This is a genomic window from Clostridium sp. 16K-1-R1 (assembly GCF_023921145.1).
Lineage (GTDB): Bacteria > Bacillota > Clostridia > Clostridiales > Clostridiaceae > Sarcina > Sarcina perfringens.
Map to the genome: position 1 here is coordinate 2917355 of NZ_CP046515.1, position 23281 is coordinate 2940635.

The 23281-nt window shown below is 28.5% G+C and carries 19 protein-coding genes; 4 read left to right on the forward strand and 15 right to left on the reverse strand.

The genetic code is table 11. The annotated features are described in order from the left end of the window. Window positions 1-64 precede the first annotated feature (64 nt). Together GOM42_RS13040 and cdaA are read right to left on the reverse strand one after the other, a co-directional pair. Window positions 65-1393 carry a CdaR family protein gene (locus GOM42_RS13040; RefSeq protein WP_003457872.1) on the reverse strand — a complete coding sequence of 443 codons (1329 nt, stop codon included), beginning with the start codon at window positions 1391-1393 and terminating at the stop codon, window positions 65-67. Continuing rightward, window positions 1360-2217: a diadenylate cyclase CdaA gene (gene cdaA / locus GOM42_RS13045; protein ID WP_003454389.1), complete on the reverse strand. Its 858-nt coding sequence runs from the start codon at window positions 2215-2217 to the stop codon at window positions 1360-1362. The genes GOM42_RS13040 and cdaA overlap by 34 nt, the downstream gene beginning before the upstream one ends. Window positions 2218-2377: 160 nt before the next feature. Between cdaA and GOM42_RS13050 the strand changes: the two genes are divergently transcribed. Both GOM42_RS13050 and GOM42_RS13055 read left to right on the forward strand, forming a co-directional pair. After that, on the forward strand, window positions 2378-3340 hold the full coding sequence (locus tag GOM42_RS13050; RefSeq protein ID WP_252597667.1) for a hypothetical protein: 963 nt from the start codon (window positions 2378-2380) through the stop codon (window positions 3338-3340). 70 nt (window positions 3341-3410) lie between these two features. Next, complete coding sequence (locus GOM42_RS13055; RefSeq protein WP_003457891.1) at window positions 3411-4013, forward strand: cell wall hydrolase; 603 nt, start codon at window positions 3411-3413, stop codon at window positions 4011-4013. Window positions 4014-4044: 31 nt separating this feature from the next. Here the strand turns inward: GOM42_RS13055 and GOM42_RS13060 are convergent, their stop codons facing one another. The 4 genes from GOM42_RS13060 to ptsP form a co-directional block, all read right to left on the reverse strand. Next, window positions 4045-4905: an NAD(P)/FAD-dependent oxidoreductase gene (locus tag GOM42_RS13060; RefSeq protein ID WP_003457940.1), complete on the reverse strand. Its 861-nt coding sequence runs from the start codon at window positions 4903-4905 to the stop codon at window positions 4045-4047. A 26-nt stretch (window positions 4906-4931) separates the two neighbouring features. Beyond that, window positions 4932-5246, reverse strand: a complete 315-nt coding sequence (trxA, locus tag GOM42_RS13065) for a thioredoxin (RefSeq protein ID WP_003457895.1) — start codon at window positions 5244-5246, stop codon at window positions 4932-4934. Window positions 5247-5362: 116 nt separating this feature from the next. Then, the gene (gene iadA, locus GOM42_RS13070; RefSeq protein WP_003457933.1) at window positions 5363-6532 is read right to left on the reverse strand and encodes a beta-aspartyl-peptidase; all 1170 of its coding nucleotides are present in this window, start codon (window positions 6530-6532) and stop codon (window positions 5363-5365) included. Window positions 6533-6696: 164 nt separating this feature from the next. Continuing rightward, window positions 6697-8316, reverse strand: coding sequence for a phosphoenolpyruvate--protein phosphotransferase (ptsP, locus tag GOM42_RS13075; protein WP_003457916.1), 1620 nt, complete (start codon window positions 8314-8316; stop codon window positions 6697-6699). Between the two features lie 474 nt (window positions 8317-8790). On the opposite strand from ptsP, the gene GOM42_RS13080 reads away from it, so the two are divergent. Further along, window positions 8791-10797 (forward strand): sigma 54-interacting transcriptional regulator, encoded by a 2007-nt coding sequence (locus tag GOM42_RS13080; RefSeq protein ID WP_003457867.1) that lies wholly within the window; start codon window positions 8791-8793, stop codon window positions 10795-10797. Window positions 10798-10967: 170 nt separating this feature from the next. Here GOM42_RS13080 and rpsD read toward each other — a convergent pair whose 3' ends face one another. From rpsD to GOM42_RS13110, 6 genes are all read right to left on the reverse strand, one after another. After that, complete coding sequence (gene rpsD, locus GOM42_RS13085; protein ID WP_003457936.1) at window positions 10968-11561, reverse strand: 30S ribosomal protein S4; 594 nt, start codon at window positions 11559-11561, stop codon at window positions 10968-10970. Between the two features lie 399 nt (window positions 11562-11960). Beyond that, window positions 11961-12995 (reverse strand): ribonucleotide-diphosphate reductase subunit beta, encoded by a 1035-nt coding sequence (locus tag GOM42_RS13090; RefSeq protein ID WP_003454288.1) that lies wholly within the window; start codon window positions 12993-12995, stop codon window positions 11961-11963. Between the two features lie 95 nt (window positions 12996-13090). Next, window positions 13091-15322 carry a ribonucleoside-diphosphate reductase subunit alpha gene (locus GOM42_RS13095; protein ID WP_003482361.1) on the reverse strand — a complete coding sequence of 744 codons (2232 nt, stop codon included), beginning with the start codon at window positions 15320-15322 and terminating at the stop codon, window positions 13091-13093. A 283-nt stretch (window positions 15323-15605) separates the two neighbouring features. After that, window positions 15606-15962: an arsenate reductase family protein gene (locus GOM42_RS13100; protein WP_252597668.1), complete on the reverse strand. Its 357-nt coding sequence runs from the start codon at window positions 15960-15962 to the stop codon at window positions 15606-15608. Between the two features lie 171 nt (window positions 15963-16133). Next, the gene (locus GOM42_RS13105) at window positions 16134-17960 is read right to left on the reverse strand and encodes a HAMP domain-containing sensor histidine kinase (RefSeq protein WP_003457943.1); all 1827 of its coding nucleotides are present in this window, start codon (window positions 17958-17960) and stop codon (window positions 16134-16136) included. Beyond that, window positions 17938-18636, reverse strand: coding sequence for a response regulator transcription factor (locus tag GOM42_RS13110; RefSeq protein ID WP_003454428.1), 699 nt, complete (start codon window positions 18634-18636; stop codon window positions 17938-17940). The genes GOM42_RS13105 and GOM42_RS13110 overlap by 23 nt, the downstream gene beginning before the upstream one ends. A gap of 253 nt (window positions 18637-18889) precedes the next feature. Here GOM42_RS13110 and GOM42_RS13115 point away from each other — a divergent pair, with 253 nt between their 5' ends. After that, complete coding sequence (locus GOM42_RS13115; RefSeq protein ID WP_003454377.1) at window positions 18890-19747, forward strand: YitT family protein; 858 nt, start codon at window positions 18890-18892, stop codon at window positions 19745-19747. A gap of 260 nt (window positions 19748-20007) precedes the next feature. Here the strand turns inward: GOM42_RS13115 and cwlD are convergent, their stop codons facing one another. The 3 genes from cwlD to rpsI form a co-directional block, all read right to left on the reverse strand. Beyond that, complete coding sequence (cwlD, locus tag GOM42_RS13120) at window positions 20008-20679, reverse strand: N-acetylmuramoyl-L-alanine amidase CwlD (RefSeq protein WP_011591131.1); 672 nt, start codon at window positions 20677-20679, stop codon at window positions 20008-20010. A gap of 190 nt (window positions 20680-20869) precedes the next feature. After that, window positions 20870-22483: a Na/Pi cotransporter family protein gene (locus GOM42_RS13125; protein WP_003454505.1), complete on the reverse strand. Its 1614-nt coding sequence runs from the start codon at window positions 22481-22483 to the stop codon at window positions 20870-20872. A gap of 390 nt (window positions 22484-22873) precedes the next feature. Next, on the reverse strand, window positions 22874-23266 hold the full coding sequence (gene rpsI, locus GOM42_RS13130) for a 30S ribosomal protein S9 (protein WP_003454434.1): 393 nt from the start codon (window positions 23264-23266) through the stop codon (window positions 22874-22876). Window positions 23267-23281 lie beyond the last annotated feature (15 nt).

Sequence of the window (23281 nt, forward strand, 5' to 3'; positions counted from 1 at the left end):
CATTTTATTTCTTTAGTAAATTATTTTACCACAGAATACGCTTAAAGTAATCTGTGGTAAATATTTATTGTTTATTATTTGAATTTTCATTATTACTTCCGTTTGAAGTATTATTATTATTATTTGAATTATCACTTGGTTTTGTAGAATTATTCTCTGTACTTTCTGTTGAATCAGTATTCTTTTTAAAGGTTACCTTAACCTCTGTAGGATTTATACTAACAACCTTTATATTATCGTAAGAGTTTGATATATTAGGCTTTACACTTCCTCCATCAGCTGTAAGCTTTGATATATCTATAGTACATTTAAATTTGCTTAAATCAATACTATTTACTGAATCTTCAGGCCCATTAATTGTTACTTTTATAGTTTTAGTATCTAATTCTGGAGTATATCCATCTAAAGTACCCTCTGTAGTTACTGGTACTTCTATTTCCTTTTGAGCATCTTTACTAAAATCTAATTTAACTTTAATTTGAGCTTGATCATTAGAGGCTAAACTTACTCCATCTGGAATTTTTAGTACTGTTGATACCTCTGAATCATCTCCATACTGTGAAACATCTATTGGTGATGTCTCAATAGAGCTAATCTTACTTAAAGCATCCTCTGATCCAAGTAAAGTCACCTTTGCAATACTTGGTGTTATTGATTTTAGTGCTAGCCCTTCCTTAGGAGTGCCAGTTGTAATTACACTAACTGGTACTTCCTTAGATTTCTTAACTCCAAAGGATACATCTACTTTATTAGGACTTATATTAACATCCTTAATTTCGTTTCCCTCTCCATCTACTGCCACAACAGGTAAATTCATATTAACAGCCTTGCTAACATCGTTTATCTCACCTTTTACTTCTAAAGTCTTAACTTTACTTACTAAGGATTGAGCTCCAGATACAGTGGCATTTTGTGGGCTTATATTTATTTTATCTGCATAAGTACCATGCTCTGTATTTACCTTTATTTTGCTAACAATAGGCAAACTCTTTTCTTGGTATTTATCAAGAATAACATTTACCCTTAGAAATCCATTGTTTTTTATGTTTATATTATTAGGATAACTTTCTATTTGTACTGGTATATTATTGTCTCCCTCTTTTAAAACATACTCACTTAAATTAACAACCACCTTAAATTGTTCTTTTTTGACCTTATATATTTCAGTAGATGGTCCTTCTAAATCTAAATCTACAGTCAGATTTTGATTAGGAACTATTACTAAATCATAATCCTTAAGTACTTCACTATTAACAACCTGAACTGGCACGTTGTTTAATTTAAGTTCTCTCACTGGATTTTCTACATTTATTATATATAGCCAAAGAGAAAAGGATAATAATAAGCATATAAATTTTACTAAGAAATTCTTTCCTTCAATTTTTTTAAGCATATTTTCACCTTCTCTCCATAAGTTTTCCCTCTCTTATCACGTCTATTTCTCATAACTTTTAATAATATATTTTTTAATTTTTTACCATCATAATTTCTTGTTAATCTACCTTTTACAGCTAAAGATATAGCTCCTGTTTCTTCTGAAACAACAATAACTAAAGCATCTGATATTTCAGATAACCCTATAGCAGCTCTATGTCTAGTACCAAGTTTTTTATTTATAGTATTATTATTTGTTAATGGTAAGACACAACCTGCTGAAACGATTCTATCATTTCTAATTATAGTTGCTCCATCATGTAATGGAGTGTTCTTAAAGAATATATTCTCTATTAATGCAGAAGTTATTACTGCATCTAACTGGGTTCCCGTAGAAATTATTTCTGCTAATCCTGTTCCTTGCTCTATAGCTATTAAGGCACCAGTTTTAGTTTCAGCCATATCCTCTACTGCTACTATAAGTTGATCAATAACTTCTTCTAGCTTTTGATCATCCTGAATAACATGAAAATCATCAAAGGCAGTACTTCCTATATGTTCTAGTGCTCTTCTTATTTCTGGTTGGAAAATAATAATTATTGATAAAACACCTATGGTTAATGTTTTAGTTAATATAAAATTCAACATTTGAAGTCTTAAAACATAGCTTATAGGAATTAAAATCAATAATAATATTACTCCCTTTAATAATTGCTCTGCCCTTGTTTCTTTTATTAATATATATCCCCTATAAAATATAAAAGCTACAATTAATATATCTATGATGGACCAAATAGATATATCCTTTAAACTATTTGTAAATATCATTATTAATTCTTGCACAAATTTCACCTCCATTACCGTAACAATTAAATTATACAATAAAAATCTAATTATAAGATACATTTTAAATGATTTCTTTTCAGTTTTACATATTCTAGGTAATGTTATTATACATTCTCTCATATATTTTAATAGAAAATTATATAAGGGGGTACTTGCTATGGACTTTAAATATAAAAAATATATTGATAATTCCTTAATATATATAATATTTGTAGTTCTTATATTAATATTTATAATAGGTTTTTTATTTTTCAGATCACATAATGAAAAATCTAAACTTGAAGACCTAGGAAGAACTATTTCTGAAATTAATCTTACTTATGATTTTTCTGAAGATAGTATAACATCTGAAGATTATGTTAGTTCTATAGAAAATAAATTAGAGAAACTTCAAGAAACAAATTCGGCTTTAAAATCTTTAAAAGTTTCTCAAAAGCATCAAAATTTATCCTCTCCACTTAAGGATGGATTAGATAAAAATATAGAATTGTTTAATAAATTACTTTCTATATTGAAAACTCCAGATGCTTTAAATATATCTGATGAATACGCTATTGCTTCAAAGCTAAAGAAAGAATGTGAAAATTATTATTCTATATGTAGGTCTAACTTAATACCTGTATATCTATATAAAGAAGGAAATAATTATCTACAGGATATTTTTTATTATATAAATGAGCTAATAAAAACTAATAGAGATAAAGGATTTGTCCAAAGCCAAAAGAATGATTTTGTTGTTTCTATGAAATCATTACTTCTTAAACTTTCTTCAATGGATGAAAAACTTTTTGAAACAGCTAACCTAATAAAAGAATCAAATAGAGATTTAAAGGTTTTAGTTACAGATATAGAAAATAAACTTTCTTCTATTCAAGAGTTAAAAAATAATTTATATTCCTTACCTATTCCCGAACAAGCTAATGATTCTTTCTTAGCTCTTGAAAATGCATTAAAATCCTATGATAAGTATATTAACTATTTCTATAAAGGCCTTTTAGATGAAATTGAAAATAAAAAGACACCAGAAGATTATTATGATAAATCTTCGACTTTATTTGATGAGTTTATCTATTCCTTAGAAGCCGCTGAAAAGTCTTTAGATAACTATAATAAAAATTAAATAGGAGTATTAATTCTATTTTTTTGGTTACAATATACAAAGTAAAATAATTACCTAAAAGGAGGTTCTTATGAAAAAAAGTATTTATAATTACTTTATCTTCACCTTCGCCTTATTAATTATCACTACACTTAATGAGAAAGAAGTTTTAGGGCTTTCTCTATCAAATGAGCATGTAACCAAAAATAATTATATAGAATTAACAGAAATGGCTTCTAATTCGCCAAATCCTGAAGCAGAACAAAGTAGTAATTCAAATAATGAAGTTGTTGCTGTATTCCAAAGTTCAAACTCTACAATTTCACTTACTAAAGATGACATATATTTAATGTCTCAAGTAGTTTATGCTGAAAGTAAAGGTGAACCTTTTGATGGAAAAATAGCCGTTGCATCAGTAATACTTAATAGAACAACGGATTCTCAATTTCCAGATACAATTCATGGAGTAATAACACAGAAAAATGCCTTTTCTTGTGTTAGAAATGGCAAAATTGACGTAGTACCTGATGGTGATAGCTATAATGCCGTTCTAAAAGCCATAGAAGGATATGACCCAACAAATGAGGCATTATATTTTTATAACCCTAAAATCGCTACATGCTCGTGGATGAAAGGCGTCGAAAAGACAGGAGAAAAAAGTATAGGTCAACATGTATTTTTTAATGTTACCTAAAGAAAAAGCTAACACAATGTGTTAGCTTTTTTTATTTCTTACTGTCTAAGTATGCTACTGCACTTAAAGCAGCCACATTTCCTTCACCTGCAGCCTTCATATATTGGTATGGTCTACCAGTACAATCTCCCGCAGCAAAACAGCCTTCTATATTAGTCTTCATTAATCTATCAACTTCTATGTGATCATCAGTTATTTTTAATCCTGGCACTAATTGTCCTGGTGATATGCTATCTCTTAATACAAATATACCATCAGTCTCTATTTCACCATTTTTAGTTACTAATTTAGTAACCTTACTATCCCCTTGTATTTCTACAGGAATATCATTAATAACTTCAATTTCTGAATTTAAATCAAATTCTCCCTTATATCTAGGAATATAGTAAACCTTAGCTGCTAATTCACTTACAAAATTAGCTTCCTCTTCAGCTTCTTTATTATAGCCAATTATAGTTACAGTTTTTTCTTTATATAAAGGGGCATCACAAGTGGCACAGTATCCTACACCTTTACCTAAGAATTCTTCTTCACCCTTCATAGGTTTTGTGTACTCAATACCTGTTGCTATGATTATTGAAGTGGCTTCATACATCTTTTCATTTACCATAAGAGCGAAATATTCTCCCATAGCATAAATACTATTTATTCTTTCCTCTGTTATTTCTATATCCATCTCTTTTAGATGACCCATAAATTGATTCTTAAGATCCATACCATCTTTTCCAACGAATCCAAGATAGTTATTTACCTTTGGAGCTTTAACAAGCTTTGTACTTAAATCATTATTACCAAAAAGAATAAACTTTTTATTTCTAATTTTCGCATTTAATGCAGCTGAAAGGCCAGCTGGTCCGCTTCCTATTATAGCTATATCATATCTTTCGCTCAAAATTATTCATCTCCTTAAGAAGCTTATTAAACGTATTTTTTGATGGCTTCAACTAATGCAGCCTTTGGTCTAAAGCCAACTAAAGTATCAACAACTTTTCCATCTTTAAATATTAATAAAGTTGGTATGCTTTGAATTTGATATTTTCCAGCTGAACCTGGGTTTTTATCAACATCAACCTTTACAAATTTAACATTTTCCATTTCATTTGCTAATTCTTCTATAACTGGTGCTATCATTTTACAAGGTCCACACCAAGTTGCCCAGAAATCAACAACTACTACTTCACTTGCTTCTATTACTTCTGTATTAAAATCTTGATCATTTATATGTTTTACCATTATATACGCCTCCCGATATACCCCTAAGGGGTACTTTATTATTTACAATTATATTATATTTAAAAAATTAAGTCAATGTTACAAATAATAATTATTATCTAATTTTTATAATTTTGTTATTCAAAGGTGCCTTTTACTAATAATTTTTTATTATCCATTAAAATATTACCTCTAGATATAACAGAATTTATGTCTAAATTTTTCTTATCTAATAAAATTATATCTGCATCTTTTCCTGTTGATATAAATCCTTTATGAGATAGTTTTAAAACATTGGCAACATTACTAGTTATAACTCTTATTGCTTTCTCTAAAGGTACTCCAAGCTTTATAGCTTCCTTTACTTCATTAAAAAGACTTTCAACAGAACAGATTCCTAAACCTTTAAGCTCTCCATTTTCATCAAATAATGGCATACTTCCATTACCATCTGAAGAAAAAGTTATTTTTTCTATATCTACTCCAGCATCTAAAAGCTTTTTAAGCCCTTCACCTGCTCTTACTTCTCCTTCTTCTAAATGTTGAGGATCTGAAGATGTGGTTAAATCAATTTGGCCTCCAGCCTTAGCATGATTTATTCCTGCTTCAAAAAGCTCTCTACTTCTTCCCATATGAGTAGGAATTATTTGATTTGCTGGAATCTCTGTTTCATTTATAAGTCTAGTTATATATTCAATCATTCTTTTCCCATTACCTAAATGAACATTTACTATTCCAGCCTTTCCTGATAAAAGTCCTCCAACTCTTGCTTGAGCTACTATATTGACGAATTGCTCGTATGTTGGTTGAGAACTTCTATGGTCTGATAATGCTATTTCCCCTACACCTATAACTTTATCTATTAATAATAAGTCACTTTTTATAGTTTTAGTTATGGTATTTACAGGTACATCATAAGACCCAGTATAACAGTAACAAGTTACTCCCTCTTCACAAAGAGCATGAGCTTTTGCCACTAATCCTTTCATATCTCTACAAACACCATCAGTTCCTATACACCCTACTAGGGTAGTTATTCCACCTTTTACTATACTACTTAATTGTAATTCTGGAGTTCTGGTTCTAAAACCACCTTCACCACCGCCACCAATTATATGGACATGACAATCTATAAAGCCTGGTACAGCTATCATCCCTTCTCCATCAATTACTTGTATGTTTATAAAATCTTTAGGAATATTCACAGAATCATATAATCCTTCAATCTTATCACTTAATATAACAATATCCTTTTTCCCTAAATACTCTGGGTCATAAACCTCAATATTTTTTATTACTTTTAACAAAAAATACACCTCCTTTATTTAAATTATTATTATTTTTACCTAAAACTCAATAATAAATAATTTAATTTTATAAAAACTTATTTTTTTATAAAAAAAAGGCACGAATTAATTCGTGCCAAAACTTAGGGTTTTGAGTGTTCTATATTAATTTTTAATATTATTGACTATTCTTGTTCCATTATTATTTTCTTAGCAGTTAGGATTGATGTAGCACTCATTGAGAATTCATCTAAACCATATTCAACTAATGTTGGTATAGCTCTTTCATCTCCTGCCATCTCTCCACACATTCCTACCCACTTACCATGTTTGTGAGCTCCATCTATTGTCATTTTGATTAATCTTAATACAGCTGGATGCATTGGATTGTAAAGGTATGATACCTTTTCACTCATTCTGTCAGCAGCTAATGTATATTGTATTAAATCGTTAGTTCCTATTGAGAAGAAATCAACATGCTTAGCTAATTCATCAGCATAAACTGCTGCAGCTGGGATTTCAACCATGATACCCCATTGAATTGAATCTGAGTATGCTATACCTTCTGCTTTTAACTCAGCTTTGCATTCTTCAACAAATGCTTTAGCTTGTTGGAATTCTTCTAATCCTGAAATCATTGGGAACATTACTGCAAGATTTCCATAAACAGAAGCTCTTAATAAAGCTCTTATTTGAACTCTAAAGATATCTTTTCTGTCTAAGCATAATCTTATAGCTCTGTATCCTAAGAATGGATTCATCTCTTCTGGTAATGGTAAGTATGGAAGAGTTTTATCTCCACCGATATCTAATGTTCTGATAACAACTTGCTTACCATCTGCTTTTTCTAAAACATATTTGTATGCTTCAAATTGTTCATCTTCAGTTGGAGCTTCATCTCTGTCCATGTATAAGAACTCAGTTCTAAATAGTCCAACTCCGTCTCCACCATTTGCTAAAACTTGATCTATATCTTCTGGTTTACCTATGTTTCCGCAAACCTCTATTCTTCTACCTGATTTAGTAGTTGTTTTAACATCTATTAACTTCTTTAATTCTTCTTGTTCTGCTTTAAATTTTTCTAATCTAGCTTTATATTCGTTTATAGTAGCTTCATCTGGGTTGATTATAGCTACACCCTCAATACCATCAACTATTACAGTGTCCCCATTTTTAACTGAAGTTGTTATATTACCTAATCCAACAACAGCTGGTATTTCTAAAGTTCTAGCCATTATAGCTGAGTGAGAAGTTCTTCCCCCGATATTAGTTAAGAAACCAATAACTTTACTTCTATCTAATTGAGCAGTATCTGAAGGTGTTAAGTCATGAGCTACAACAACAGTGTTAGCTCCTACATTTTCCATTCCGTTTCCACCCTTGCCAGCTAGGTTAGCTATTATTCTCTTAGAAACGTCTTTTATATCTGCTGCCCTTTCTCTCATGTAAGGGTCATCCATAGAATCAAATATCATAACGAAAGTATCTGTAACATTTTGAACAGCTTTCATAGCGTTTAATTGGTCATTTTCTATAGTCATTTCCATTTGACCAGTAAACTCTACATCATCTAATAACATTAAATGAGCTTCAAAAACTTGAGCTTCATGTTCTCCAATTTCATTAGCTGTTTTTTCTTTTATTGCTTCTAATTGCTCTTTTGATTGAGCTAAAGCTTTAGATAATTTTTCTTTTTCAGCTGCTATATCTGAAACCTTCGCATCAGATATTATTATTTCCTCATGTTCTTGTATAAATACAGTTCCTATTGCATATCCTTTTGAAGCAGCAATACCTTTTTTCATTATGTAGTCCTCCTTTAAGTTCGTACTCAACTAAATACAACATTAAATATCAATCACAATTCAACTAAATTCACTTTTCAAATTCACTGCTTATATATAACAGCAATTTGCGTGCCAAGTTTTTAATTATTAATATTTTTCAAAATATATTATACTCATAAACCCTAGTAAAAATGCCTATAAATCTTATAAAAATATTTTATTTATTAAAAACTTACGTTAAAATACTCAGTCATATTAGTTGTTTTTATTATACTAAATGTGATAAAAAATATCAAACTAATTTTACCATTGATATTTTTTATCAAATTTTCTTTTTGAAATAATCTTTTTATTAAGATATATATACATAAAGCCTTTAAAATAGTACTTTTTTCTGATAATATATTATTAATACTTGATAAAAAATATCAACCTTATTCACTTTTTATATAAATTCATAAAAAAATAAAACTTTGGACGGTGATTTACTCCATGTATTCAAGAGAATTGATTATAAAGACGCCCTTAGGATTACACACTAGATACTCTGCTATGATTGTTAATAAGGCTTCTGAAATAGAGTCTAAGTATAAAGTTAAACTCTATATAAAAAAAGAATCCTATACAGATTGGCTTGGAATAAGTATGCTTGCAATACTTTCTCTTAAGGTGTTGCCTAATGAAAGTATATTAATTGGATCTAAAAATGAAGGAATGATTGAAAAGTTAGCTGTTCAATCTCTTCTTGAGTTTATTGATAAAAACATAAATAATCCCATTGAATCTGAGGATAGTGAAATAGATGAAATAATAGATGCTAGCATAGTAGCTAATGAACAGGTTCTTGAAAGTTTGCCAATAGGTATTGTTGTTATAGATATAGATCAAAATATAATAACAATTAATCAATATGCTTTAAGATTTATTGGATGCAATAAAAAAGATGTTAAAGGAAAAAAGATTAATGAAGTTATTCCATCATCTCAGCTTCCTCATGTTATGCTTAGTAATTTAAAAAAGTATGGCTCAACTCTTCATATAAATAACAGAGTTGGCTTAGTAAATAGCTCTCCTCTTTTCATAAACGATAAGATTATAGGGGCTGTAAGTGTTATTCAAGATGTATCTGATATTATAGGTATGAAAGAAATAAATGAGAAATTTACTAAGATACTTGAAAATTCACAGGATATGATTTGCTTTGTAGATGAAAATGGTATAATAAATTATTTAAATCCTGCATATATTAAAAACTTTTCTAAAGTTAGTTCTGATGTTATAGGAAAAAGTATTTTTGATATTGCTCCTAATGGACTTAGAGCTAAAGTATTTAAAGAAAAAACTTTATTAAAAGATGTAATTCATAAGAAAAACGGTATAAATGTTATAAGTACTATTGATCCTTTATTTATTGATGGACAGTTTAAAGGAGTTATTTCTACTTCTAGACCAGTTAGTTTAATTAAAGAACTTATGTCAAAACTAAATAAATCTGAACAGGAATTAGATTATTATAAAAATGAGTTTTTAAGACAGTTATCTAAAAATTCTTCTTTTAATAATATTATAGGTTCAACTAGAACTCTAAAGGATATAATGTACATGTGTCAAAAGGCTTCAGAAACCACATCAACTGTTCTTATTCGTGGTGAAAGTGGTACAGGTAAGGAACTTATTGCAAAGGCTATACACAATAATAGTAATAGAAAAAATAAGCCTTTCGTAAGGGTTAACTGTGCTTCAATTCCTGAAAATCTCTTAGAAAGTGAATTGTTCGGATATGAAAAGGGAGCTTTTACTGGGGCAGTTCAAAGCAAACCTGGTAAATTTGCTATTGCTGATACAGGTACTATATTCTTAGATGAAATAGGTGATATGCCCTTATCAATGCAAGTTAAACTCCTTAGAGTTTTACAAGAAAGAGAGATTGAAAGTGTTGGAGGAATAACTCCTAGAAATATTGATGTGAGGGTTATTGCTGCAACTAATAGAAATTTAGAAGAAATGATTGAAGAGGGTTCCTTTAGAGAGGATCTTTATTACAGACTTAATGTCTTAGGTATTAATCTTCCTCCACTTAGAGAACGTAAAGAAGATATTCCTGAACTAGCCGAACATTTTATAACTAAGCTAAATAAAAAGTTACATAAAACTATATTAGGAATAAAACAAGATGCCCTTAATCTACTAATTGAGTATTCTTGGCCTGGAAATATACGTGAGCTTGAAAATATAATGGAAAGGGCCATAAATCTTTGTGATGGAGATTATATAGATAGTTCTTATCTGCCTTCATATTTAAAGCCAGTTGAATCAAAGTCTTTTAATTTAAATATTGATATTGATCATATACTTCCCTTTGAAGAATATGAAAAACAAATAATAGAAGCAGCTATGAAGAAGTACAAATCCTTTAATAAGGCTGGAAAAGCTTTAGGATTAACTCATAGAACAGTTTCTTTGAAATGTAAAAAGTATAATATAGATGTAAAAAAATAATAAAAGAAAAAAGCACTTGGAGACCAGCACATCTCCAAGTGTTTTTTTATTAGTAAGAGTTTAGTAACATTCTGAAGTATAATTATGACAAGACTTTTTTAGTTTTAACTACGGGAACAGCTAATAATTAAAACTAAATTTAATATTAAACAAGTTATACAGTATTTCTATTATTTAGAATAGAATTCAACTATTAATTGCTCTTGTATTGTTATTGGAATTTCTTCTCTCTTAGGCTTTCTAGTGAAAATTCCTTTAAAGTTATCTTCTTCTTTACTTACGTAAGGAACTTCACTTCCTATGCTATCTTTAAAGTTGTTTACAAACATTTCTGTTTTTCTTGATTTTTCTCTTAAAACAACTTCATCACCTATATTTAATCTGAAAGATGGTATATTAACTTTCTTTCCATTTACTAAGAAATGTCCATGGTTAACCATTTGTCTTGCTTGTCTTATTGAGCTAGCAAAACCCATTCTATATACCATATTATCAAGTCTTGATTCTAAAATCATAAGTAAAGCCTCACCAGGTTGTTCTTTACTATTGAAAGCTTGATCTACGTATCTAGTAAATTGTCTTTCCATAACACCGTAGTAAGCTCTTAATCTTTGCTTTTCTAATAATTGAATACCGTAATCAGATAATTTCTTATCTGCTCTGCTTGTTCCTCTATCAGCTCGTTTCATTGCTTTTGGATGTCCAACTACATTTAATCCAAGTCTTCTGCACATTTTGAAACGAGGTCCCATCATCTTAGCCATACTTAACCTCCAAATGTTTTTTTGTTTTCTATGATGCTATATTAACATAAAACCTTACTTATTGAAAATGATTATCATTATTGTATAACTCATTTAATTAAAATTATCTTATTAAATCTTTAAAATACTAACTTATGCTTATAAATTTAAACTTATTTATTCTATAAAATAAATTCATTTATAATAAACTCTAATTTTAGTAATTATCTTCCATTAACTCTTAATCTATTACCACTTAAATCATTCTTATTTATATATGAATTTTAGTATAGGCATAAAAAAGCTATATCAAACCTTAACTTAGAAGAATTCATAAATTTTATATTTATAAATTCTCTCATAAATAGTATTGATATAGCTCTCTTTATAATTCATGCAATTAAATATTAAATTCTATTTTTATAGATCGTCTATTAAAGCTCCTGCTTTAGCATATGCTGTTGATTTTGCCTCAAAGAAGTCTGTTTTTACTTGGTTTGCATCAGCATAATAATCTACCCATGGTGCTGGATTCTCATTATATCCTTCAAATAAAGGCTCTAAACCTATAGCTTTAACTCTTAAGTTTCCTATATATTTTATATATCTTTCTATAAGATTTTTATTTATTCCAGTAACATTATCACCTATAACATAGTGACCCCATGCGATTTCATGTTCAACACCAGTTCTCACCATTTCTCTTAATTCTTCTTTTAACTCTTTAGTGAATACTTCTGGTATTTCTTCTTTTAATTCTTTTATTATACTTCTAAATAACCATAAATGAGTATTTTCATCTCTGTTTATATATCTAATCTCTTGAGCTGAACCAGGCATTTTTCCATTTCTCTCTAAATTATAGAAAAACATAAATCCTGAATAGAAATAAACACCCTCTAAAATATAGTTAGCCATTACTGATTTTATAAAGTTTTCCATACTTGAATCTTCTAAGAAATTATTATATAAGTCTCCTATAAATTTATTTCTTTGAAGTAATATAGCATCATCCTTCCATTGGAATAATATTTCGTTTCTCTCCTCTGGTGAACAAATACTATCTAGCATATAACTATAGCTTTGTGAGTGAACCGCTTCTTGGAAAGCTTGTATAGTTAAACATAAGTTAACTTCTGAAGCAGTAATATAACTATTTATATTTCCTAGGTTAGCTGTTTGTATTGAATCTAAAAATATTAAGAAAGATAAGATTTTATCATATGCTGTTTTTTCTTCCTTAGTCAACTTTTTATAATCTTTTAAGTCTTGAGCTAAGTTTATTTCCTCTGGTATCCAGAAATTATTCATTGCTTGTCTGTACCATTCTGAAACCCAAGTATATTTCATATTATTAAAGTCATTTAAATTAGTTGTATTACCGTTTATCATTTTCTTTTTATTAGTTTCAATATCTCCAAACTCATTAAAAAGCGGTCTTTTATTTATTTCCATTTTACGTCACCTTTCATCTCTTTATTTCTCTATCTATAATTAATAGATACTCACCTAAGCCTAGATGAGTATCTTTAAAATTCTTAATTTATATTCTAAGCTGAACAACTCTCACATTCGTCAACACTTAGAGATTTACTTCTTACATAATAAATACTTTTAACTCCATTTTTACAAGCTGAAATATAAAGATTCATTATTTGTCTCATAGTATAATCTGTAGTTATATAAAGGTTAAATGATTGTCCTTGGTCTATATGTCTTTGTCTTACTCCGTTTGCTCTAACTGTAAATTCTTGATTTACATTGTAAGCTGAAACATAGTACCAGAAATTTTCTTGACATAATCCAGGTGCTACCTTTGGAGTTATGCTTCCTTTTTTCTCTTCTAACCAGAATCTATTCATAACAGGATCTACCCCCTCTGAAGTTCCAGCTAAAGTGGCAGTTGAACCATTTGGAGCTACCGCAAATAGGTATCCATTTCTCATACCATATTTAGCAATCTCTTCTTTTAGTTCTTTCCACTGTGGTGAATTATATTCTCTTAGTTCAAAATAATCACCATTACTCCAGTCGGATCCTTCAAATAATGGATAGCTTCCCTTTTCCTTTGCTATGTTTAAACTAGCTTTTATAGCATAGAAGTTTATTCTCTCATAAACTTTATCTACAAAGTTTAAGTGTTCCTCTGAATCCCATACAATCTTATTATTTACAAGCATATGATGGTATCCTGATGTTCCTAATCCAACAGCTCTATATTTCTTGTTTGTTATTTCAGCAAATGGAACTGAATAATAATTTAAGTCTATTACGTTATCCATTGCTCTTATTTGAGTTTCAACAACGTATTCCACTTCTTCATCTGATGTAACATCAACATTTCCTAATACCACTGAAGAAAGGTTACAAACAACAAAGTCTCCTGGCTTAGTTTTTTCAATAACTACTACATCACCATTTTCGTCCTTAATTTCTGTTTGTTCTATCTCCATAGCACTCATGTTTTGCATTATTTCAGTACAAAGATTTGATGAATATATCATTCCTTTGTGTTTATTAGGATTAAATTTATTTACTGTATCTCTATAGAAAGCAAATGGTGTTCCTGTTTCTGCAGCACTTTTTATGATAAGTCTTACAATATCCTTAACACTCATAACTCTCTTTTCTATTCTATCATCTTCTACACACTCATAATATTTCTTTTCCCATTCTTCCCCATAGAAATCTTCTAAAGAATATCCTTTAACAGTTTTTATTTCATGAGGACACATCATATACCAGTTAGCATCTATATCATTTTCTGCTAACTTCCAGAATAAATCTGGATAACAAAGTCCTGGGAATATATCATGAGCTTTCTTTCTATCATCTCCGTTGTTTGTTCTTATTTGAAGAAACTCTGGTAAATCTTTATGCCATGCATCTAACCAAATAGCAACTGATCCGTTTCTAACTCCTAATTGGTCAACAGCTATGGCTGTATCATTGAATAATTTTATCCAAGGTATAATTCCACCTGATGCACCTTTAAAACCTCTTATGGCTGAGCCTAAGGCTCTTACCTTACCCATATAAATTCCCATTCCGCCACCAAACTTAGAAACCTTTGAGAAATTATCTAATGATTTATATATACCAGCTAAGCTATCATCTACAGTATCTATAAAACATGAACTTAATTGGTAGAATGGCTTTCTAGCATTAGACATAGTTGGAGTAGCCATTGTAGCCTTTATAGAACTTAAAACATCATAAAATCTTTTTGCCCAATAAAGTCTTTTTTCCTTCTTCTCAGGGATAGCAAGGTGCATAGCAATTCCCATAAACATTTGTTGAGGAAGTTCTAATGGTAATCTATTAAAATCTTGAACTAAATATCTTTTTGCTAATAAATTTATTCCACTGTATGTAAATAAAAAGTCTCTCTCTCTTTTTATTTCTTTTTCTAATTCTTCTATATCTTCCTTAGAGTAATTATCTAAAATATATTTTCCGTATAATCCTTTATCAGTAAGTTCCTTTATAAAACCATAGAAATTATCATATGGATTTGCCCCTTCTTCTAGTCCTCTATTTACTCTTACTTCTTCATATAAATTTTTAACATATAACTTCGCCGCAATTTCCTGCCATCTTGGTTCTACTTGAGAAGTTAACTCTAACGAAACTTGTATGAAAGATTTTATTATCTCTTTTTCTCCCATTTTTGATGTAACTATATTATCTAAAGCAACCATTAACTTTTCTTCAGTATATAATCCTGTTTCATCATTCAGTTCTTCTATAGACCATGCACAATATCTCTCTAATAGTGTCATCAACTAGCCCTCCACAATATATAGTAATTATTTTTAAATTTCGCACAATATCTTGACAATTTATTATAATAATTTAAAGTTGTTTTGTAAAACTCAGATTTCTTGAAAAAGTTAGCTTATTCTATGAATAACTCTTATTATATAAGTCATATTTTCTTTTTTTAGTTTTATTCGACTAATAATGATTATTGACATTTTAAAGTTACTTCTGCAATAAGAGTACTAGAGCTTTTAAGTAGGCATAAATAAAAAGACTACAGATATTTACTCTGTAGTCTTTTTATTATTTTAAATTTTCAGCCCATTCTTCTTCCTTAAATCCTATAAGAACTAAATCCTCTTTTATAAGTAAAGGTCTTTTTACTAACATACCATTGCTTGATAAGATGTCTAAAAGTTCATCTTCACTAGCTGTTTTTACTTTATCCTTAAGATTCATCTCTCTATAAAGCTTGCCTGAAGTGTTAAAGAACTTATTTAATTTAACTCCGCTCTTATCGTACCAAGCCTTTAATTCTTCTTTAGTAGGATTTTCTTCCACAATCATTCTATCTGTAAAATCTATATTGTTTGCTTCTAACCATTTCTTAGCTTTTCTACAAGTACTACATTTAGGATATTCTAAAAATAAACAACTCATTTTCTTACACCTTCTTTAAAATCATAATATTTATACAATAAAAATTATTATATAGTAATTATACTCCTTATAACTTTATTTTTAAATATGTTAATTAAAAACCTTCATAAATTTTTACAGCTATAGATTTTTTAAAATTTATTGAAATTAAGTTAAACAACCTCTATGTTATTATTCTTCATTATTATCATCTTTATTTTTAGGAATTATTACAAAGGCTTTAAATAAGTCACCTTCACATTCAACCCTAAACTTTCCGTTGTGAAGTTCTACAATAGTTTTAGCGATTGCTAATCCTAATCCAGATCCTTCTATGGTTGAATTTCTTGATTCATCTCCTCTTGCAAATCTTTCTAAAATATCCTTCTCATCAAAATCTAAAGCATAGGAAGAAATATTTTTAAATGATATTTCCACGTAATTTTCTAAATCTTTTATTTCCACATAGACCCTAGTTTTTTCTAAACTATATTTTAAAGCATTAGTAGTTAGGTTTTGGAATACCCTAGACATTCTTTGAGGATCTATTTTAACCATGCATTCCTCTGGCCCATTTATTTTAAATTCAATTTCCTTTTCTGAATATACATCTTCTACTTCAGCTATACATTGATATACAAGTTGAATTATATCTATATTGTATTTAAATAATTCTACCTTTCCTGAAGACATCTTAGAAACCTCAAACAAATCATCTATAAGTTTCTTTAAAGTTTGAGATTTTTTATCTAGTATTTCTATATATTCTTTTCTTTCCTCTTCCTTTATATTATTTAACTGAAGTATATTTACATAATTTATTATGGATGTTAATGGAGTTTTTAAATCATGTGAAACATTTGATATAAGCTCAGTTTTTAACTTTTCATTCTTTATACCTTCTTCAACAAGTTCCTTATAGCCTAATCTTAAATCATTAACATCATCTGCTAATTCCCTTATTTGTCTATCGTCATTATCTTTTATCTCTATATCCGTATCACCTTTTTTAACTTTTTCTATTCCTTTTATTACAGTATCTAATCCATCATATTTTCTTATAAACTTTACTATAAAATGAATAACTAAAACAATTGGAATTATCCATAGGTATCTATTGTCTGTTAAAACATAGTGATATTGCTTCCATACAAATTCTATATTTCTCATAAATCCATTTATAAGAATATATATTATAGTAAATGAAATAACAAACATAACAACCTTATCTTTTAAAAATTCTTCTATAAACATCTTCTTTGTTATTAAAACATTTAAACTATCTAAAAATCTAAAGAAATATCCATTTTTCCAGCTGTCTTTATATGCTCTTATTCCCATATTTTTAATCATAACTAATTTTTTTATGATTAAAAGTAACATTAAAAGAGTTGTAGTCATAGTTGCTATAAAAGCAATTCTAATTGAATTTATTTCAGAATCATAAAGTTCTCCTCTTGAGAAATATATTTCTTCATAATTATCTGAAGAATTTATTTCTTTAAAGACTACATTATCATTTTTAGATAAACTTTCTAAAACTTCTTTTGGCGTTGAAAGATTATAAGGTTTTTCATAAAACCATACTCTATTAGAGTAATATTCTCCTGTTTTCTTATTTATAAGAACTACACCAGAATAACTAGTAGCCCTTTCTTGAAGCTTTGCAATAAATGCTTGTTTTTGTTCTTTTGTCTCTAAGCTATCTAATTTGCTTAAATAGTTAGTCTCATTATAAAGAAAATCTGATATATCTACAGATTGAGCTAATAACCTACACTCTTTATACTTATGTGGATTTATTAATGCATCCCTATAAATAACTCTATTACATATATCAGGATTTGCCTTAGAATTTAATTTTGCTATATTATCAAAGGAGTATCCTCCAAATAAGATAATATATAAAACAGGTATAAACACAGCAAATATTACTATAAACATATTTTCTATGCTTCTTACTGAAAGGCTATAGTTTTTCCACCATCTTGAAAAACTATTTGTCAATTTTATACCCAAGTCCCCACACCACCTTTATATACTCAGGTTCTTTCGAATTTATTTCTATTTTTTCTCTCATTCTTCTTATATGAACTGTTACTGTATTTTCACTTTTATAAAAAGGTTCTTCCCAAACTCTTTCATAAATTTCCTTAATTGAAAATATTCTTCCTGGATGTGATGCTAAAAGTGTTAATATCTTATACTCTGTTGCAGTTAATTTTATATTTTCTCCTCTTAAAGAAACCTGCTTATTTACAGTATCTATAGTTAAATCTTTTATTACTATTAAATCTTGAGTATTTTCCCTATTTAAAGGATAATCATACCTTCTTAATTGAGATTTTACTCTTGCAACAAGTTCTAAGTGATTAAAAGGTTTTGTAACGTAATCATCTGCCCCTATGTTTAAACCTAATATCTTATCACTATCTTCTGATTTTGCTGATAGTAATATTATTGGTATATTTCTACTTTCTCTTATTTTTAAACAAGTTCTCATTCCATCTAACTTAGGCATCATTATATCTAAAACCACTAGATGTATGTCTTCCTTATCTAAAATCTCTAAGGCCTCAAATCCATCTCCAGCCTTTATTACATTTATTCCTTCTCCTCTTAAATATATATCTATTGCATCTCTTATTTCTTTTTCATCATCTACAACTAAAACATTAAACTTTTCTTTTTCCATAATAAAGCACTCCTTAAACTTATGCCTCCTCTAAATAGTAAAGGAGGAAAATTAAAATTAACCTATTTATTTATTACGATTTTCTTAAGATATACCTTCTACTATTAATTTAATGAAATTCTTAGTATATACAATGTATTTTACCATAAAAACACATTAGTTGCTTTTTCAATGTATTTATTGGCTTTACTTTACCAAAAAAAGCATTATAATTACCTATGAAATTATTTATTGTAAATTTAGGAGAATCCCAATGAATTACATCAAAGAGAAAAAAGAATTACTAATTGATAATGCATTTATTCTCATAGGTTGCTTTATTGCATCTTTAGGAGTAAACCTATTTTTATCAAATGCAAAACTTCTTAGTGGTGGAGCAACAGGTATTGCACTTATCTTTCAATACTTAATGGGAGTTAACTCAGGTATTGTTGTTTTACTTATAAACATTCCATTATTTATACTTAGTTATTTTAAACTATCAAAGAAGTTTACATTTAACTCAGCTATAGGAATGCTAGCTTTATCACTTTCATTAATGATAACAGCACCAGTATCACATCTTATTACCTTAGATGATAAATTACTATACTGTGTTTTTGGTGGTGCTATCTGTGGATTTGGTTATGGTTTAGTATTTTCTAAAGGTGGATCAACTGGTGGAACAGATATAGTTACCATGATTATACGTAAAAAATATTCAAATTTTAATATAGGTTCATTAAGCTTCGTATTAAATATGTGTATCGTTGCTGTAGGAGCAATTTTCTTTGGACTAGAAACAGCGCTTTATACTCTTATATCTATATTTGTACAAACAGTTTTAGTTGATAAAGTTATTAAAGGAATACATTCAAAACAATTATTGCTTATAATAACAGATAAGGAACAACAAGTTATAAATTATATAATAGAAGATCTTCATAGAGGAGTAACTTCTCTTTTAGCTGAAGGAGAATATACTCATGACAGAAAGAAAATGCTTTACTGTCTAGTTACTACAAGACAAATGATTGAATTAAAAAATACAATACATTATATAGATCCAAATGCCTTTATAACTATAATGGACGTTTCAGAAGTTAAAGGAAAAGGCTTTAAAAATATATAAAAGCAAATAAAGCTATGCTCATAGGGCATAGCTTTTTTAATGTCATAATAACTTAATCTACTAAAATATATATAATAGTGGAATGATTTTTAGGAGCTTTTATGAATAAGTTTAAGTTAGTGAATTTCTTAATATGTTTTTTATTTATTATATTATTTTTCTTAATTATAAACCTTATATTTTCATCTTATAAATTTTACTCAATTACCCCAAATGATATGGAAGTTAGTTTGCCATTACTAAATTTTCTTTAAATTATATTATTTAAAATATTCATCTATAGCATTTGCTAAGGTATTTGCAATTTTATTTTGATAATCTTCTTTACCTAATAGTTCGCATTCTTCTGGATTAGATAAGAAACCACATTCAACTATTACAGAAGCTCCTTCATATCCATCATTTAAAATCTTATATTCTTTTTTTGCAACTTTTGCTTCCCTCTTATTATTTTGGTCAACTTCTTCCTTAAATTTTTGTTGTATTATTTTGCCTAGCTTTTGACTTGGTTCATTGTTGGCACTCCATACTTGTGCCCCTTTACAATTCTTTTGAGGAAACATATTTTGATGTATGCTTATAAAAGCATCACACTTATTTTCTTTTTTAATCTTAACTCTATTTCCTAAGTCTTCTATTTTCTTTTCTCTAACCTTTTTGCCCTCAGTATATAGTCCTACATCCTCACTTCTAGTCATTATGACTTTATATCCCTTACTCTCTAAGGCAGCTTTTGTTTTAAGTGATATTGATAAATTAATGTCCTTCTCAATTACTCCATTTTCACTCTTTGCGCCACCATCTATGCCTCCATGACCTGGGTCAATAACTATTACCTTATTATTTTCTTCTGCATTAACCTTTAATAAGCTAATATTTAATACTAAAAAAGATATCATCATAATTGACACTATTTTCATTATTTTCTTCATTAAGAATACCTCCTATTTAAATCTAAATTATTATAATCCTAAATCCTAAAAAGAATATATTTACTAGTAAATACTTCAAAATATTATCTCTTTTAGAATTATGAAACTCAATTTATTTTTTCCTATATATAAAGAAATATTCTAAGTAAAAGAAAAAAGAATACCTAATGTTAGGTATTCTTTAATATCTTTAATGCACTTCCATAACACTTTCAGCTATGTTAGTAGAATGATCACCAATTCTTTCAAAGTTGCTTAATAAGTCCATAAATATTGCACCATCATAAGCATTGCAAGAACCTTGGCTTAATCTCTTAATATGATTTTCTCTAAATTCTTTTTGAGAAGCATCTATCTTTCTTTCTATTTCATAGATAGTTCCAGCTTCCTCTACATTTTCATTTGCATAAGCATCAATTGTTATGTCTAGAGCTCTAATTGTTTGATCATATATATAATCTATTTCCTTTAAAGCATCTTCACTATATTTTAATTTTCTTCCTACCTTTTCTAAAGTTAAATCGGCTATATTTTCAACATGATCACCTATTCTCTCAATATCAGTTACAATATGGAAAGTTGATGCTACTAAATTACTTTCTTTAGCAGATAAATCACATTTAGATAATTTAACTAGGTAAGCAGTTATTTCTTCTTCTAATATATTTATAAGTTTTTCATTATCATATACTTTTTTAACTAAGCTTTCATTATTTTCTCTAAAAGCCTTCATACTTAATTCTAAGTTTTCTTTAGCTTTATTAGCCATTCTTAAAGTTTCCTTTTGAACTTGACCTGCAGCTATTACTGGTGTTTCTAATAATCTTTCATCAAGATACTTAGGTCCACAAAGTTCAATTTCATCTTCACCTTTTATTAATTTGTTAACTATCATAATCATGTACTTACTTAATGGTACAAGTATTATAGTAGCAGTTATATTGAATATTGTATGAGCATTAGCTATTTGTCTTTGAACATCTCCAGGGCTAATCTCTTGAACAATATATGCTAAAGGTTTTAAAAATGGTATAAATATAAGTGTACCTAGTATATTAAACATTAAATGTATGGCAGCAGCCTTATGTGCTGTTTTATTTGCCCCAATACTTGCTATCAACGCAGTTACACATGTACCTATATTACATCCAAATAATATTGGCAGAACTATATTTATATTTATAGAACCAGTTGATGCTAAGGCAATTAATATACCTGTAGTAGCTGATGAACTTTGTAATATAGCTGTAAGTGCTAAACCTGTAAATATTCCTAATACCCAGTTTTCACCTATAGCCATTATAAGTTCTGAGAACATTGGTGAATCAGCTAATGGTTTTAAAGCTGAACTCATTATTCCCATTCCCATAAATAAAATACCAAAACCTAATATTATATCAGCAATATCTTTTCTTTTCTTTTGTTTTGCTGACATTAATAAAACAACACCTATTATAACAAACAATGGCGCTATTTCATCTAACTTAAAAGCAACAAGTTGTGCAGTAATGGTAGTACCTACATTTGCTCCCATGATTACCCCAGCAGCTTGTGCTATATTCATAAGTCCAGCATTAACAAATCCAACTACCATTACCGTAGTGGCACTTGAACTTTGTATTACCATTGTAACAAAGGCACCAACTAAAACTGCTGATATAGGATTTTTAGTAACTTTCTCTAATATACTTTTTAATTTATCACCTGCGGCATTTTCTAATCCTTCTCCCATTAACTTCATTCCAAAAAGGAATAGACCTAATCCACCGGCAACTTGAATTAAGGTAAAAATTGCATCTTTCAAGATACTTCTCCTCCACTTTGCTTAATTTGTAAAATACAAACTTATTTTATTTTTAATTTTAAAATATCAATCCTATAACATTTTACAATATAATATCTGCTTTGTTAAGTTTTAAAGCTTCTTTTTAACCTAAACTTAATACAGTATCCAATTAATTGAAATTTTCTACAAATAATATCCAAATTATTAAAACAAACTAAAATAATACTCCTCTAATACTTAGTTATATAGCCATTTGTAAAACTTTTTAATATTTATTGTCAAAGCATATATTTTCTCATATTTGTTTCTAATTTGTTAATAACTGAAACTAAAAATAACTTCTTTAAAATATATAAATGTATAAAAAAAGAAGGAGGTATTCCTCCTTCTTTCCATAAAAGCAATATATTATCTCTTTGAGAATTGTGGAGATCTTCTTGCTTTCTTTAAACCGCATTTCTTTCTTTCAACCATTCTTGGGTCTCTAGTTAAGAATCCAGCTTTCTTTAATTCTGGTCTTAAGTTTTCGTCAGCTTTTAATAAAGCTCTTGATATACCATGTCTTATAGCTCCTGCTTGACCTGATAATCCACCACCATGAACGTTAACTAAAACGTCATATTTGTCTTTAGTTTCAGTTAAAACTAATGGTTGGTTAACTACAACTCTTAAAGTTTCTAATCCGAAATATGTTTCGATTTCTCTATTATTTACTATAACTCTACCTTCACCTGGTACAAGTCTTACTCTTGCAACTGATTTCTTTCTTCTTCCAGTTCCCATGTATTGAACTTTTGCCATTTGAACTCCTCCTCC